Genomic DNA, 15,147 nt, shown 5'->3' with positions numbered 1-15,147 from the left:
CGCGCGTGCGCGCGCCGGGCGGAGACTTCATTGTGTCGTTGTCTTATCTGGGGCGCCGCGGCGCCCGGGACGGCTCAGATCGGGTAGTGACGCGGCGCGGTCTGGACCGTGATCCAGCGCAGGTCGGTAAACTCGGCGATCGACGCCTTGCTGCCGAACCGGCCGTAGCCGCTTGCCTTCACGCCGCCGAACGGCATCTGCGCCTCGTCGTGCACCGTCGGCCCGTTGATGTGGCAGATGCCCGATTCGATCTGCTTCGCGACCTGCATCGCGCGCGCGATATCGCGGCTGAACACCGCCGCCGACAGCCCGTACTCGCTGTCGTTCGCGGCCGCGAGCGCGGCGGCGTCGCCGTCGACGCGCTGCACGGTCACCACCGGCCCGAACGATTCGTCCGCATACAGCTGCATGTCGCGCGTGACACCGTCGACGATCGTCGGCTGCATCACCGCGCCGTCGACTTCACAGCCGAGCGGCAGCGCGGCGCCGTGCGCGCGCGCGTCGTCCACCATCGCCGCGATCCGCTGCGCGGCGGCCGCGCTTTCGAGCATGCCCAGCACGACGCCCGGCGCGGCCGGGTTGCCGGCCTTCAGCGTGCGCGCCTTCGCGACGAGCCGTTCGACGAACGCATCGGCGACCTGGCGATCGACGATCACGCGCTCGGTCGACATGCAGATCTGCCCCTGGTTGAAGAACGCGCCGAATGCGACCGCCTCGACCGCCGCGTCGAGATCGGCGTCGTCGAGCACGAGCACCGGCGCCTTGCCGCCGAGTTCAAGCAGCGCCGGCTTCAGGTGCTGCGCGGCGAGCGTCGCGACGATGCGGCCGACGCGTGTCGAACCGGTGAAGTTCACGCGGCGCACCGCCGGGTTCGCGATCAGCCGCTCGACGATCGCCGGCGCGTCCTGCGGCGCATGCGTGATCACGTTGACCACGCCGTCGCCGAGCCCTGCGTCGTGCAGCACGCTGCCGATCAGCCGGTGCACGCCCGGACACCCCTCGGACGCCTTCAGCACCACCGTGTTGCCGCATGCGAGCGGCATCGCGAGCGCACGGGTCGCGAGAATCACCGGCGCATTCCACGGCGCGATCCCGAGCACGACACCGCACGGCTGGCGCACGGCCATCGCGAGGCTGCCGGGCACGTCCGACGGGATCACCGCGCCGTCGATCTGCGTGGTCATCGCGGCCGCCTCGCGCAGCATGTTCGCCGCGAGCATCACGTTGAAGCCGTACCAGTTCGCCATCGCACCGGTTTCCGCGCGGCCGGTTTCGATGAATTCGCCCGCGCGCGCGTCCATCCGGTCGGCCGCCGCGAGCAGCCGCCGGCGGCGCTCGGTCGGCGCGAGTGCGGCCCACGCGGGGAATGCGCGCGCCGCTGCCGCGACCGCGGCGTCCGCGTCGGCGAGCGTCGCCGCGGCGGCGCGCGACGCCACCCGTCCCGTCGCCGGATCGATCCGGTCGAAGGTCCCGCCGTCCGACGCGCCGCGCGACACGCCGTCGATCAACAAACTCACTTCGTGCATTTCCGTGTCTCCACTCGGATCCGGTTGCGTGCGGCGGCGCGCGTCAGCGCTTGTACGCCTGCAGGCCCGGCTTGATGCTCTTGTCGTCGAGGAACTGCTTGAGGCCCTGCTCGCGCCCGCCTTCCGGATCGCGGTAGTTCGCCTGGTCGAGCTTCGCGTACAGGTAGTCCTCGTTCTGCTCCCAGGTCAGCTCGCGGCAACGCTTGAAGCCGTGCTTCGCGTTGCGGATCACGACCGGGTTCTTGTCGAGCAGCTTCGCGGCCAGCGCGCGCACCTCGTCGCGCAGCTGCGCGCGCGGCACGCTCTTGTTGACGAGCCCCATCTGCGCGGCCTGCGGGCCGGTGAAGGTGTCGCCGGTCATGATGTAGTAGAGCGCCTGGCGATGGCCCACGGTGTCGGCCATCGCCTTGCTGACGAGGTTGCCCGGCGGGATGCCCCAGTTGATTTCCGACAGGCCGAACACCGCTTCGTCGGCCGCGATCGCGAGGTCGCACGCGACGAGCGGCGAGAAGCCGCCGCCGAAGCACCAGCCGTTGACCATCGCGATCGTCGGCTTCGCATACATGCGCAGCAATTGCCACTGCCAGCGGCTCGCGTCGCGGCGAATCTTTTCCTGCAGGATTTCCGGGCCCGCGTCGACTTCGCGGAAATATTCCTTCAGGTCCATCCCGGCCGTCCAGGCGTCGCCCTCGCCGGTCAGCACGAGCACCTGCGCCTCGGCATCGAGTTCGATCGCCTCCAGCACGTCGATCATCTCCGCGTTCAGCGTCGGGCTCATCGCGTTGCGCTTGTCCGGACGGTTCAGCGTCACCCATGCGATCCCGCCCTCGACCTCGACCTTCACCGTTTTCCAGCGCCCTTCGTAACCCATTTTCGTTCTCCAATGACGATGCCGCCCTGTGCGACTCGCGACCAATTTACTATCAGGTAACCTGATATGTAAAGTAGAATGGAAGCGGCTCCGGACAAACCCCTAAACGGGCCCGGACAGCCGATTTCGCGCCGTGCCGGCCGACGCATCACGACATGAGGAGACACGCTTGGACATCGACAACCTGATCGCTATCGACACGCACGTGCACGCGGAAGTGTCGTGCTGCCAGCCGCCGGACCTGTTCGCGAAGGCATTCGACGACGCGGCCGACAAGTATTTCGGCACCGTGCTGAAGCAGGGCCGTCGGCCGACCATTCCGGAGACGATCGCGCATTACCGCGAGCGCCGGATCGGCTTCGTGATGTTCACCGTCGACTGCGAGACGAACATCGGCCGGCGGCGCATTCCGAACGAGGAAATCGCGCAATTCGCGCAGGACAACGCCGACGTGATGATCGCGTTCGCGAGCATCGATCCGCACAAGGGCCGCTTCGGCGCGCGCGAGGCGCGCCGCCTGATCGACGAGCACGGCGTGAAGGGCTTCAAGTTCCATCCGACGATGCAGGGATGCTTCCCGAACGACAGGCTCGCCTATCCGATCTACGAGGTGATCGCGGAATACGGGTTGCCGGCCGTCTTCCACAGCGGGCATTCGGGGATGGGATCGGGGATGCGCGGCGGCGGCGGGCTGCGTCTGAAGTACTCCGAACCGATTCACCTCGACGACGTCGCGGCCGACTTCCCGGACATGAAGATCGTGATCGCGCACCCTTCATGGCCGTGGCAGGAGCAGGCGCTGTCGATCGCGCTGCACAAGCCGAACGTCTACATCGACCTGTCGGGATGGTCGCCGAAGTACTTCTCGCCCGAGCTGGTGAAATACGCGAACACGCTGCTCAGGCACAAGGTGCTGTTCGCGTCCGATTTTCCGCTGATCCGGCCGGACCGCTGGCTCGAGGATTTTCAGGGTGCCGGGTTCCGGCCCGACGTCCATTCACTGATTCTGAAAGACAACGCGGTCGCGTTGCTGGGGCTGCAGGCCACGCAGCAGTCGTGACCCCATCCGGCCGTGACGGCGCCGGCAGCGCGCGACGGCGCGACCGGCCGCGCCGCTGCCCGCACCAGCCGTACTCAGTTCGCGGGCTTGCCCGCAAACCGCGCGGTCGGCAGCCCCGCGTGGCGCGTGCGGGCGACGAACACGCCGCCGGCGTCGGCATCGCTCGCCAGCGCGTCGTCGCTCAGCCCGACGCGCGCACTCGTCACATACAGCCGGCCTTCGCCGTCGAGCGCCGCGCAACTCGGTTGCGCGGTCGGCACTTCGACGCGTTCCGTTTCAACGCCGTCCGGCCCGTAGCGCACCACCCGCCGGCCGCCCCACTGCGCGTTCCACAGGCCACCGTCGCGATCGACCGTCGAGCCGTCCGGGTCTCCGTCCGCATCGGTCAGCCGCGCGAACGATCGCACGTTCGCGACATCGCCGCCCGCGCGGTAATCGCACACGAAAATCTCGCGCACCAGCGAATCGCAGAAATACATCTTCGACCCATCCGGCGAGAACGCGATGCTGTTCGCGATCGCGGCCGGCGGCAACGCGAGCCGCTCGAGCGTGAGATCCGGATTGAGCCGATGGAACCCGCCGACCGCTTGCGGCGGCTCGCTGCCTTCGTCCTTCATCCCGAACACGAATGCGCCGGCCCCATCGCAGCGCCCGTCGTTCAGCCGCGTCGGCCGATCGGGTTCGACGTCGACGATCCGCGTGAACGCACTGCTGCGCAGATCGAAGAACGCGAGATGCGTCGCGAGCCCGACGAGCAGCACGTCCGGATCCTGCGTCAGCGCGAAACACGCGAGCCGTTCCGGCATCGGCCACTGCGCGAGGCCCGAGCCGTCCGCGCGGCAGCGCCACAGCCGCGCCCCTTCGATGTCCGTCCAGTACAGCGCGTGCGTCGCATCGCACCACGTCGCGCCTTCGCCGAGCGTGTTGCGGCTGTCCACGAGCAGCGCCGCCGCGCCCGGATGAATCTGTTGCATGCCGTCTCCCGATGTCTGTCGCCTTCGCAGGCGGCCGCGCGTTCGTCAGGGTCAGATCTTCATCGCGCGCCGCTGGTTGCGACGATACTGGTCGAACAGCACCGCGAGCAACAGAATTCCGCCGCGTATCAGATATTGGTAAAACGTCGGCACGTTCAGGAGGCTCATCGCGTCCTGCACGGAGCCCATGATCAGCACGCCGACCAGCACGCCGGAGATCGTCGCGACGCCGCCCGTCAGCGACACGCCGCCGAGCACGCACGCGGAGATCACGCCGAGCTCGAGGCCGACCGAGGTCTTCGGATCGCCGAGGCTCATCCGCGACGCGAGCATCACGCCGGCGAAGCCGGTCACGAGCCCCTGCAGCACGAACACGGTGATCTTGATGCGCATCACCGGCAGCCCCGCGAGCAGCGCCGCCTCGCCGTTGCCGCCGACGGCCAGCACGTTCTTGCCGAACACCGTCTTGCGCAGCAGGAAGCCGAACACGACGAAGCCGACGATGTTGCTCCAGATCGGGTACGAGATGCCGAGGAACGATCCGCCGCCGAGATCGAAGAAGCGCTCCTCGGAGATCATCACCGCGTCGCCGTTCGACGTGATGAACGCGAGCCCGCGCACGACTTCCATCATCGCGAGCGTGACGATCAGCGAGTTGATCCGCCAGCGCGCGATCAGCACGCCGTTGACGAGCCCGACCGCGCCGCCCGCGAGCACACCGCCGGCGATGCCGAGCACGACGCTGTGCGTCGCCGTGATCAGCGTCGACGCGACGACGCCCGCGAACGCGACGATCGACGCGACCGACAGGTCGACCTCGCCGAGCGCGAGCACGAACATCATCGTCACCGCGATCGAGCCGATCAGCGTGACCGACAGCAGCAGGCCCTGGATGTTGCGCGGCGTGAGGAAGTCCGGCACCGTCAGGGACAGCGTCGCGAACAGCACGAGGAACACCATCACGATGCCGGAGCGGTTGATCAATTGCCACACGCCGCCGCGCGCTCGCGCGGGCGCGGCCGTGGCCGCGGCATCGGGGGACGGGGAAGTGCGTTGGGGTTGCATTGCCTGGCTCATATCAGTTGCTTTCCGGTTGACTGCAGGCCGCTAGCGCGGCAGCGCGAGCTTGATCAGCGCGTCGGGCGTCGCCTGCGCCTTCGCGACTTCGCCCGCGATCCGTCCTTCCTTCATCACGATGATCCGGTCCGACACGCCGATCACCTCGGCGAGGTCGCTCGACACGAGGATCACCGTGCGGCCCGCTTCCGCGAGTTCGTAGAACAGGTTGTAGATTTCCGCGCGCGCGCCGACGTCGATGCCGCGCGTCGGCTCGTCCATCAGGAACACGTCGATGCGCTCTGCCAGCCAGCGCGCGAGCACGACCTTCTGCTGGTTGCCGCCCGACAGCGCGCCGATCGGCGTGTCGCCGTCGCGGGTCTTGATCGCGAGCCGCTCGATATAGCGCTGCGCGAGTTCACGCTCGCGCCGCCCGTCGAGCAGCATGCGCGCCGGGCTGAAATGCCGGCGCGCGCTGATGTTCAGGTTGTCGGCCACCGACGCGATCGCGACGATGCCTTCCTGCTTGCGGTCTTCCGGGCACAGCGCGAGGCCGGCGCGCACCGCGTCGCGCGGGCTCCCGAACGCGACCCGCCGCCCGTTCAGCTCGACGTGCCCCGCGCTCGGGCGCGCGGCGCCGTACAGCAGCTTCATCAGCTCCGAGCGGCCCGCGCCGACCAGCCCGAAGAAGCCGACGATCTCGCCGCGCCGCGCGGTGAACGACACGGGCTCGGCGAGCCCGGGCCCCGCCAGCCCCTTCGCCTCGATCAGCACGTCGCCGGGTGTGCGCGGCCGGTAGCCGTACACGTCCTCGATCGAGCGGCCGACCATGCAGCCGATCAGCCGGTCGCGGTCGAGATCGGCCACGGATTCGAACGTCTCGATGCGACGGCCGTCGCGGAACACGGTCACGCGGTCGCACAGTTCATACACTTCCTCCATCCGGTGCGTGACGTAGATGATCGCGCGGCCTTCCGCGCGCAGTGCACGGATGATCCGGAACAGTTGCGCGGTCTCGCGCGCGGACAGCGAGCTCGTCGGTTCGTCGAACGCGATCACGCGCGCGTCGCGCATCAGCGCCTTGCCGATCTCGATCATCTGGCGCTGGCCGATCGACAGATACTTCACCGGAATGCCCGGATCGATGTGCTCGCCGAGCCGCTCCAGCGCATCGAGCGCACGCACGGCAAGCGCGCGTTCGTCGACCACGCCGAGCCGGCTCGGCAGCTGCCCGAGCATCAGGTTTTCCGCGACCGTCAGCTCGGGCACGAGATGCAGTTCCTGGTAGATGATCGCGATGCCGGCCTCCAGCGCCGCGCGCGTCGACGCGAAGTGCTGCACGGCGCCGTTCAGCGTCAGCGTGCCGGCCTGCGGCTGGTTCACGCCGGACAGCACCTTCAGCAGCGTCGACTTCCCCGCGCCGTTCTCGCCCATCAGCCCGTGCACTTCGCCCGCGCGCACCGACAGCGACACGGCGTCGAGCGCGCGCACGCCCGGGAACGTCACCGTGATGCCGTCGAGCGCGAGCAGCGCCGCGTCCGGCCGCGACGTGCCGGCTGCGGCGGCTGCGGCGGCCGTGGCTGTGTCCGTGCTGCCGGCGGATACGGTCGTCATCGTCTGCGTCGTCATCGCTTGCCCGCCCCGCACGCTCAGATGCCGAGTTCGGCGCGCACGGCCTGCCAGTTCGCGCGCGTCATCAGCTTGCCGCTCGTCTGCGTGTCGGCCGGCGGCGTCTTGCCGTTGCGAATCCAGTCGACGAGGTTCTGCGTGCTGTCCTTGCCGTGGTTCGTCGAGCTGACGGCGATCGTCCCGTAGAAGCCGGTCGGCTCCTTCTTCTGGAATTCGGCGAACGCCTCGCCGGCACCGTTGATGCCGACGCCGATCACGTCGGCGGCCGGAATATGCAGCTGTTCGGTCGCGCGCACCGCGCCGAGCACGGTTTCCTCGTTCAGCGCGTAGACCACCCACTTCTTGATGTTCGGATGCCGCGCGAGCACCGGCGCGGCCGCGCTGAAGCCGCCTTCGTCGTCGGTCGTCTTCTGCGGCGCATCGAAGATGTTCTCCTGGCGGAAGCCGTTCGCGAGCAGCGCCTGCGTCGCGCCGTCGGTGCGCAGTTTCGCGGTCGGCAGCTCGTAGTTCGTGATCCGCAGCGCGCCGACTTCCTCGGGCTTCCAGCCGCGTCGCTTCATCTCGTCGGAAATCGCCTGGCCGACCTGGTTGCCGATCTTGGTCGCCGACATCCCGAGGTGCGGCACGTTCGGCAGCGGCTTGCCGGTCGAATCGACGAGCTGGTCGTCGACGGTCACGAACTTCATGTTGTAGCGCTTCGCACGCGCGGCGATCGCCGGCCCGAGGCGCACGTCGGGCGCGCAGATCACGAAGCCCTGCGCGCCTTGCGAACCGAGGTTGTCGATCGCAGCCAGCACCTTCTCGCCGTCGGGCGTGCCGATCTTCACGACCGAGAAATTCTCCTTCTGGCCGAGCGCGGACGCCGCGTTCTGCTCGTTGATGAACCATGCCTGCTCGGGCATCTTCACCAGGAAGCCGATCTTCAGCGGCGCGTCGGCGCGCGCGGCGCCCTGCATGCCGAGCGGCGCGATGCACAGCGCGGCAAGCAGCGCGCGCAGGGTGTGTCGGCGAATCGTGTGGGTCGTGCGGTTCATGCGGTGTCTCCTTGATGTCGGCTTGTGCCGTAATGATTCGTCATGCGCGATCGCGCCTCAGCGCGCCCGCGTAGTCAGCGTAGCGAGTGCAGTCAGCGTCCGAACGCGTCGGTCTGCACGCGCCGGCCGAACAGGAACGCATCGGCGACGAGCCGCAACGGCCGCACGTCGACGTCGCTTTCACCCCGCGCGATCAGCGCATGGAAGTGCGCATACAGCGCCGGATACTCGCGTTCGGGCCCGATCTCGACCGGCTCGCCCGCGATCGACAGTTGCGCGCCGCCGCGGCTGATCGCGAGCACGCCGTCGGCCGTGTCGACCGCGATTTCCCATTGCTCGACCGGGCCGTGCCGCCAGTCGAATTCCGCGCGCACGGGCACGCCATCGGTATCCGTGCAATCGAGTTCGGCGGCGATCGGCGTCTGCACGTCGCTCGGCACGATCAGCGTCGCCTCGCGCAGCACGAGCTCGCGCGGCAGGATCCGCGTGACGATCGACAGCGCGTTGATGCCCGGATCGAACACGCCGAGGCCGCCCGGTTCCCAGATCCATTGCTGCCCCGGGTGCCAGCGCCGCACGTCCTCCTTCCAGCGCACCTGCACCGCGCGGATCGTGCGGGTCGCGAGCCACGCGCGCGCGGGCTCCACCGCGCTCGCGCAGCGCGAATGCCACGTGGCGAACAACGTGAGCCCGCGCTCGCGCGCGAGCGCCTCCAGCACGGCCACTTCGCCGAGCGTCGCGCCCGGCGGCTTCTCGAGCATCACGTGCTTGCCGGCCTCGAGCGCGGCGCGCGCCTGCGCGTAGCGCACCTGCGGCGGCGCGCACAGCGACACGGCGTCGAGCTCGCGCTCGGCGGCCAGCAGCGCGCGCAGGTCGCGATAGTTGCGCACGCCGGCGACTTCCGCATGGCGGCTCGCGCACGCGGTCAGCTTGAAGCCCGGTTCGGCGTCGATCGCCGGCAGATGCTGGTCGCGCGCGATCTTGCCGACGCCGACGATACCCAGCGAAACCTGATCACTCATCGTGCATGCCTCCTTCGCGAATCGTTCGGTGGTCGTTCAGTGCGCCCAGCGCAGCACGAGCGGATCGAGCCGGCGCGCGATCGCGAGCAGTTCCGCGCGCGTGTCCGGATGCAGTTCCGGCATCGGATGCCGTGGCCGCTCGCACGCGATCACGCCGCCTTCGCGCATCAGCGCTTTCGCGGTGAGGATCCCGGACTGGCGGTTCTCGTGATTGATCAGCGGCAGCCACGCCTGATAGCGCTCGAAAGCGTCGTCGCGGCGCCCTTCGCGCCAGGCTTCGAGAATCGGCCGGATGCCGTCCGGAAACCCGCCGCCCGTCATCGCGCCGGTCGCGCCGGCATGGAGGTCGGCGAGCAGCGTGATCGCCTCCTCGCCGTCCCACGGCCCCTCGATCGCGTCGCCGCCGAGCCGGATCAGTTCGCGCAGCTTGTTCGCCGCCCCGGGTGTCTCGATCTTGAAGTACGCGACCTGCTCGATCTCGCGCGCCATCCGTGCGAGGAACGGGGCCGACAGCACCGTGCCGCTCGCGGGCGCATCCTGGATCATGATCGGGATGTCGATCGCGTCGGAAACGCGCGCAAAGAAGTCGAAGACCTGCGCTTCCGGCACGCGGAACGTCGCGCCGTGATAAGGCGGCATCGCCATCACCATCGCCGCGCCGAGCTGCTGCGCGCGCAGGCTGCGCGCCGCGCACACCTGCGTGCCGTAGTGCGACGTCGTGACGATCACCGGCACGCGGCCCGCGACGTGTTCGAGGATCGTGCGCGTAAGCACGTCGCGTTCGTCGTCGGTGATCGCGAACTGCTCGGAGAAATTCGCTAGGATGCACAGCCCGTCGGAACCCGCGTCGATCATGAAATCGACCGCGCGTTTCTGGCTCGCGAGGTCGAGCTCGCCGGTGTCGGTGAAGGTCGTCGGGACGACGGGGAAGATGCCGCGATAACGCGGCGTGCTGCTCGATGTCATGGTTCGCGTCCTGCTTCGGCGTCGGTGGTGACCGGCCGTCATGCGTTCACGGTTTCACGAAGCGGGCCCGGGCGGGCCCGCAACCGGCTGCGGCGCGTGTGTGGCACCTCTCGCGCCGCCTGCCGCTCAATGCGAATGGCTCGGCACGTCCGCGCCGCGCGTGCCGACCAGGAAGTCGAGGTCGCACCCCTCGTCGGCCTGCAGCACGTGATCGATGTACAGCCGTGCGTAGCCGCCCTTGCCGAGCTGCCCGGCCACGCCCGGCGCCGCGGTCGGATCGACGTCCGACAGGCGGCGCTGCAGTTCGTCATCCGGAATGTCGAGATGCAGCGTGCCGGCCTCGCAGTCGAGCTCGATCCAGTCGCCGTTGCGCACGGCCGCGAGCGGCCCGCCGGCGGCGGCCTCCGGCGCCACGTGCAGCACGACCGTGCCGTACGCGGTGCCGCTCATCCGCGCGTCGGAAATCCGCACCATGTCCTTCACGCCCTGGCGCAGCAGCTTCGGCGGCAGCCCCATGTTGCCGACCTCGGCCATCCCCGGATAACCGCGCGGCCCGCAGTTCTTCAGCACGAGCACCGAGCTGGCGTCGACGTCGAGCGCCTCGTCGTTGATCGTCGCCTTGTAGTGGTCGAGGTTCTCGAACACCACCGCGCGGCCGCGATGCTTCAGCAGCTCGGGGCTCGCCGCCGACGGCTTCAGCACCGCGCCGCGCGGCGCGAGGTTGCCGCGCAGGATGCAGATGCCGCCGTCCGCGATCAGCGGCCGGTCGAGCGGGCGAATCACTTCGTCGTCGTAGTTCGGCGCTTCGCGCACGTTGTCCCACAGCGACTTGCCGTTCACCGTCAGCGCGTCCGGGTGCGGCAGCAGCCCGCCTTCGCCGAGCCGGCGCAGCACGGCCGGCAGCCCGCCCGCGTAATAGAACTCTTCCATCAGGAAGCGCCCCGACGGCATCAGGTCGACGATCGTCGGCGTGTCGCGGCCGATGCGCATCCAGTCCTCCAGTTCGAGCGGCACGCCGATGCGTCCGGCGATCGCCTTCAGGTGGATCACCGCGTTCGTCGAGCCGCCGATCGCCGCATTCGCGCGGATCGCATTCTCGAACGCCGCGCGCGTGAGGACCTTCGACAGCACGAGCCCTTCGAGCGCCATCTCGACGATGCGGATGCCGGACATGTGGGCAAGCACGTAGCGGCGCGAATCGACGGCCGGAATCGCCGCGTTGTGCGGCAGCGCGACGCCGAGCGCCTCGGCCATGCACGCCATCGTCGACGCGGTGCCCATCGTGTTGCAGGTGCCGGCCGAGCGCGACATGCCGGCTTCGGCCGACAGGAAGTGATGCAGGTCGATCTCGCCGGCCTTCAGTGACTCATGCAGCTGCCACACGGCCGTGCCGGAGCCGATGTTCCTGCCTTCGAGCTTGCCGTTCAGCATCGGCCCGCCCGACACGACGATCGCCGGCACGTCGCAGCTCGCCGCGCCCATCAGCAGCGCGGGCGTCGTCTTGTCGCAGCCGGCGAGCAGCACGACCGCGTCGATCGGATTGCCGCGGATCGCTTCCTCGACGTCCATCGACGCGAGGTTGCGCGTGAGCATCGCCGACGGGCGCAGGTTCGATTCGCCGTTCGAGAACACCGGGAACTCGACCGGGAAGCCGCCCGCTTCGAAGATCCCGCGCTTCACGTGCTCGGCGAGCTTGCGGAAGTGCGCATTGCACGGCGTCAGTTCGGACCACGTGTTGCAGATGCCGATGATCGGACGGCCATCGAACTCGTGATCGGGAATGCCCTGATTCTTCATCCAGCTCCGGTACATGAAGCCGTTCTTGTCGTTCGTGCCGAACCATTGGGCGGAGCGCAGCCTGGGTTTTGTTGCCGACATCGTCAGTCCTGTGGTGACGGGATACCGGCGCAGTCTAGGCAGAATTTTGATAACTGGCTAATGACGTTTTTGGCGATTACGATATCGATTCCGATATCGATATAAACCCGTACGATGCCCGAAGCCAGCCCGTGGGGAAACCGTGGCCGCCTGAAGACGCGCCAGCTTCTGCTGGTCGTCGCGCTTGCCGACGAAGGCAGCATCCACCGCGCGGCGGCCGCGCTGAACATGACGCAGCCGGCCGCGTCGAAGCTGCTGCGCGAACTCGAGGAATCGATCGGCGCGGTGCTGTTCGAACGCCTGCCGCGCGGGATGCGGCCGACGCTGTACGGCGATGCGCTGATCCGTCACGCGCGCGCGGCGCTCGGCAGCCTCGACCAGGCGCACGAGGAACTGGCCGCGCTGAAGGCCGGCCATCTCGGCCACGTGGCGGTGGGCGCGATCACGTCGCCGGGCTTGCGGCTCGTACCGCCGGCGGTGGCCGCGGTGAAGGGCACGCATGCGGGCCTGCACGTATCGGTCGAGATCGACACCAGCAACGTGCTGCTCGAGCATCTCGCGCAGGACAAGATCGACATCGTGGTCGGCCGGCTTTCCGCCGAACACGACAAGCTGCGGCTGCGCTACGAGCCGCTGACCGGCGAGTCGGTGGCGGCCGTCGTGCGGACCGGCCATCCGCTGCTCGCGCAGGCGCCGCTGGCGCTCGCGGACGTGCAGCGCGCCGCGTGGGTCGTGCCGCCGGCCGGCAGCGTGCTGCGCCATCGCTTCGAGCTCGTGTTCCAGCGCGCGAGCCTCGCGCCGCCGGCGAACCTCGTCGAGACGTCCGCGCTGCTGTTCATCACGCAGCTGCTCGAACAGAGCGACATGATCGCGGTGCTGGCCGAGGACGTCGCGCGCTACTACGCGCGGCACGGGATCGTCACGATGCTGCCGCTGGAGATGGATTGCCGGATGGACGATTTCGGGATCATCACGCGCACCGACCGGCTGCATTCGCCGGCCGTCGCGGTGATGGCCGATGCGATTCGCGCGGCGGCGCGGGGGGTTTATGGGGTCGTGCTGTGACGGCGCGGCTTCATCGACATTCCCGGAGCACGTGCGCGCCGGCTGACGCGCGCGTGGCCCGGGCCGCGCGTCACACCCAGGGCGGCGCGATCCCTTCGGTCTGCAGCGCCCGCTGGATCGCCGGGCGCGCGAGCACCCGCTGCAGATAGCCGCCGAGTACCGGGCGCTGCCGCGCCGGTTCGGCAAAGCCGCGCGTCCAGCGGCACAGCATCAGCGCATACGGGTCGAGCACCGAGTAATGCGCGCCGAGCAGCCAGGAGCCACCGCTCGTTTCCAGTTGACGGTCGAGCTGATCCAGCAGCGCCGCGATTTTCGCCTCCGCGTGCGCCTTCACCTGCGCGGCACCAGCCGAGTTGCCCACGTCGACCCAGCGCTCCGGATAGAAATACGCGATCAATGTCGCCTGGAGCGTGTTCGTGAGCCACATCAGCCATTTGTAGCACTGCGCCCGTTCCGGGGTGCCGAGTTCGGGCGCCAGCCGCTTCTCGGGATGCGCATCGGCGAGATGCAGACAAATGGCGGCGGCCTCGTACAGCACCTGGTCGCCGTCGATCAGTACCGGAATGAGCCCGTTCGGATTGAGCGCGAGGTAGTCCGGCGACTTGTGCCGATCGTGCGTGCGGTCGACGTATTCGAGCTCGAACGGCCGGCCGATTTCCTCGAGCACGAAGTGCGGCGCCATGCTGGCGTTGCCGGGGTAGTAGAAAAGCTTCATCGTCGATTTCGTCCGGCGGGTGTCGGCGTCACGCCGCGGCGAATTCGATCGTGGGCTCGCAGCGGATCGGAAAATTGACCGAGTTCGCGATATAGCACTTCGCGTGCGCATCGTGATGCAGATGTTCCGCCCGCTCGCGATCATCGCCGGCCTGGATCGTCACGTACGGGCGCAGCACGATTTCCGTGAAGCGGCCCGGCTCGTCACGGTCGACCATCGTGCCTTCCGCATCGTCGACATAGGCGAGCACGCGAATGCCCGCTTCGGAGCACAGGTGCAGGTACCACAGCTTGTGACACGCCGATGCCGACGCCAGCAACAGGTCTTCGGGGTTCCAGCGCGACGCGTCGCCCCGAAACGCCGGGTCCGACGAACCGGGAATTTCCGGCTTGGAACCGGCCCGGATCACGTGATCGCGGCCGTATTCGCGATACCCCGACGTGCCGGTGCCGCGATTGCCCGTCCACGCGACTGCGACGCGATACCTGTGTTCGCCAGATGCCATCTCGCTCTCCATTGATGTGGGTTGCTTCGACCGGGCCGGATTTCGTCGTACGGAGCCCGCCTGCGTTCGCCATTTTGGCACCGGATTTTCATTTGGTATACCATTATTCCAAATTGACGGAACACACAGGCATGGAAGCCAAACTCGATTCCACGGCGGACGCGGTCGCCGCCTCGTTGCGCGACATGATCATCAACGGCGAGTTCGAAGCGGGCGAGCGGCTCGTCGAGCGCGACCTCGCCGACCGGTTCGGCATCAGCCGGATTCCGATGCGCGAGGCCATCCAGCGCCTGGAGCGCGAAGGGTTGCTGGACATCTTCAGGAATCGCGGCGCCGTCGTGCGCATGCTGGGCGCGTCGGACGTGCAGGAAATCTACGACCTGCGCGTGCTGCTCGAAGGCGACGCGATCTACCGCAGCGTGAAGCGGCTCGACGACGAGACGCTCGCGCGTGCCGAACTCGTCCATCGCCTGCTCGGCGATACGGCCGTGCCGCGCCGGCAGGGCGAACTGAACCGCGAATTCCATGCGTTGCTGTATTCGTGCTGCGGCAACGCACGGCAATTGAAGACGATCGCGGAGCTGCGCAGCCAGGTCGAACGGTACGAGCGCCTGCAGGCCACGCTGCTCGCCGATACGCCGTCGTTCCAGGTCGAGCACGAGGAGATCCTGCAGGCGTGCCGCGAACGCAATGCGCGTGCCGCTCGGTCGATGACGGTCGTGCATCTCGAATCGGCCAGGCGCATCGTGATGGGGCTCGTCGAAGGCGATTGAAGCCGGCGCTGCGTGTGCCGCCTGCTGCACCGCGCGCGCGGGGCGGGCCGGCCTTGTCGGGCCTTGTCGAGCC

General features: G+C 68.5%; 14 protein-coding genes. 3 read left to right on the top strand and 11 right to left on the bottom strand.

The genetic code is table 11. The features are described from left to right. Nucleotides 1–74 precede the first annotated feature (74 nt). Nucleotides 75–1,526 carry an aldehyde dehydrogenase gene (locus VK92_RS23430; RefSeq protein ID WP_048023724.1) on the bottom strand — a complete coding sequence of 484 codons (1,452 nt, stop codon included), beginning with the start codon at nt 1,524–1,526 and terminating at the stop codon, nt 75–77. Between the two features lie 43 nt (nt 1,527–1,569). Continuing rightward, complete coding sequence (locus tag VK92_RS23425; RefSeq protein WP_021163522.1) at nt 1,570–2,397, bottom strand: p-hydroxycinnamoyl CoA hydratase/lyase; 828 nt, start codon at nt 2,395–2,397, stop codon at nt 1,570–1,572. A 169-nt stretch (nt 2,398–2,566) separates the two neighbouring features. Between VK92_RS23425 and VK92_RS23420 the strand changes: the two genes are divergently transcribed. Continuing rightward, nucleotides 2,567–3,457, top strand: a complete 891-nt coding sequence (locus tag VK92_RS23420) for an amidohydrolase family protein (protein WP_048023723.1) — start codon at nt 2,567–2,569, stop codon at nt 3,455–3,457. Between the two features lie 74 nt (nt 3,458–3,531). Here VK92_RS23420 and VK92_RS23415 read toward each other — a convergent pair whose 3' ends face one another. The 7 genes from VK92_RS23415 to VK92_RS23385 form a co-directional block, all read right to left on the bottom strand. Beyond that, on the bottom strand, nt 3,532–4,431 hold the full coding sequence (locus tag VK92_RS23415) for an SMP-30/gluconolactonase/LRE family protein (protein ID WP_048023722.1): 900 nt from the start codon (nt 4,429–4,431) through the stop codon (nt 3,532–3,534). Between the two features lie 51 nt (nt 4,432–4,482). After that, nucleotides 4,483–5,508 (bottom strand): L-arabinose ABC transporter permease AraH, encoded by a 1,026-nt coding sequence (araH, locus tag VK92_RS23410; RefSeq protein ID WP_048023720.1) that lies wholly within the window; start codon nt 5,506–5,508, stop codon nt 4,483–4,485. Nucleotides 5,509–5,538: 30 nt separating this feature from the next. Next, nucleotides 5,539–7,116: an L-arabinose ABC transporter ATP-binding protein AraG gene (gene araG, locus VK92_RS23405; protein WP_048023718.1), complete on the bottom strand. Its 1,578-nt coding sequence runs from the start codon at nt 7,114–7,116 to the stop codon at nt 5,539–5,541. Between the two features lie 20 nt (nt 7,117–7,136). Then, nucleotides 7,137–8,150, bottom strand: coding sequence for an arabinose ABC transporter substrate-binding protein (locus tag VK92_RS23400; protein WP_048023717.1), 1,014 nt, complete (start codon nt 8,148–8,150; stop codon nt 7,137–7,139). Nucleotides 8,151–8,242: 92 nt separating this feature from the next. Next, on the bottom strand, nt 8,243–9,172 hold the full coding sequence (locus tag VK92_RS23395; protein WP_021163528.1) for a Gfo/Idh/MocA family protein: 930 nt from the start codon (nt 9,170–9,172) through the stop codon (nt 8,243–8,245). A gap of 36 nt (nt 9,173–9,208) precedes the next feature. Further along, complete coding sequence (locus tag VK92_RS23390; RefSeq protein WP_042978002.1) at nt 9,209–10,138, bottom strand: dihydrodipicolinate synthase family protein; 930 nt, start codon at nt 10,136–10,138, stop codon at nt 9,209–9,211. Nucleotides 10,139–10,264: 126 nt separating this feature from the next. Continuing rightward, entirely contained in the window at nt 10,265–12,016 is a 1,752-nt protein-coding gene (locus tag VK92_RS23385; protein WP_027790240.1) for an IlvD/Edd family dehydratase, read from the bottom strand. A gap of 114 nt (nt 12,017–12,130) precedes the next feature. Between VK92_RS23385 and VK92_RS23380 the strand changes: the two genes are divergently transcribed. Then, nucleotides 12,131–13,081, top strand: coding sequence for a LysR substrate-binding domain-containing protein (locus VK92_RS23380; protein WP_048023714.1), 951 nt, complete (start codon nt 12,131–12,133; stop codon nt 13,079–13,081). A 70-nt stretch (nt 13,082–13,151) separates the two neighbouring features. Here VK92_RS23380 and VK92_RS23375 read toward each other — a convergent pair whose 3' ends face one another. Then, nucleotides 13,152–13,796: a glutathione S-transferase family protein gene (locus VK92_RS23375; RefSeq protein WP_048023712.1), complete on the bottom strand. Its 645-nt coding sequence runs from the start codon at nt 13,794–13,796 to the stop codon at nt 13,152–13,154. A gap of 28 nt (nt 13,797–13,824) precedes the next feature. Beyond that, nucleotides 13,825–14,301, bottom strand: a complete 477-nt coding sequence (locus VK92_RS23370; RefSeq protein ID WP_048023711.1) for an OsmC family protein — start codon at nt 14,299–14,301, stop codon at nt 13,825–13,827. A gap of 131 nt (nt 14,302–14,432) precedes the next feature. Here VK92_RS23370 and VK92_RS23365 point away from each other — a divergent pair, with 131 nt between their 5' ends. Further along, nucleotides 14,433–15,074: a GntR family transcriptional regulator gene (locus VK92_RS23365; RefSeq protein WP_048023710.1), complete on the top strand. Its 642-nt coding sequence runs from the start codon at nt 14,433–14,435 to the stop codon at nt 15,072–15,074. Nucleotides 15,075–15,147: the final 73 nt, after the last annotated feature.

The sequence above is a fragment of the Burkholderia sp. LK4 genome (assembly GCF_001043615.1).
GTDB classification, from domain to species: Bacteria; Pseudomonadota; Gammaproteobacteria; order Burkholderiales; family Burkholderiaceae; genus Burkholderia; species Burkholderia cepacia.
This window is presented reverse-complemented; position numbering and strand designations above follow the sequence as displayed.